Annotated in this window: 1 protein-coding gene; it reads right to left on the bottom strand. The window is 42.2% G+C overall.

The window, feature by feature from the left end:
• The coding region (locus EOC06_RS39620; RefSeq protein WP_206631504.1) for a thiamine phosphate synthase at nucleotides 1–223 on the bottom strand (223 nt) is incomplete at both ends.

The following is a 223-nucleotide window of genomic DNA, read 5'->3' as shown; positions in this document are numbered from 1 at the left end:
ATATTGTACCACGCACTTCTGTTGCATCTTTTTTTGTATTCGTTGGGTAAATGGGGCCAATCCCTATATAATCAGCACCTGCTAATATTGCTGCCTCTACTTCCGCGAGACTGTGTGCAGACACACCAAGAATTTTATCACCGATTTTTTCTCTGACAGAATGTGCCGTTTCATCATCCTGACCAATATGCACACCGTCTGCATTTAGTTCTACTGCTAAATC

This window comes from Mesorhizobium sp. M7A.F.Ca.MR.362.00.0.0, assembly GCF_004023175.1.
GTDB lineage: Bacteria > Pseudomonadota > Alphaproteobacteria > Rhizobiales > Rhizobiaceae > Mesorhizobium.
The sequence above is the reverse complement of the archived record's forward strand: the minus strand, read 5'-3'. Positions and strand labels throughout refer to the sequence as shown.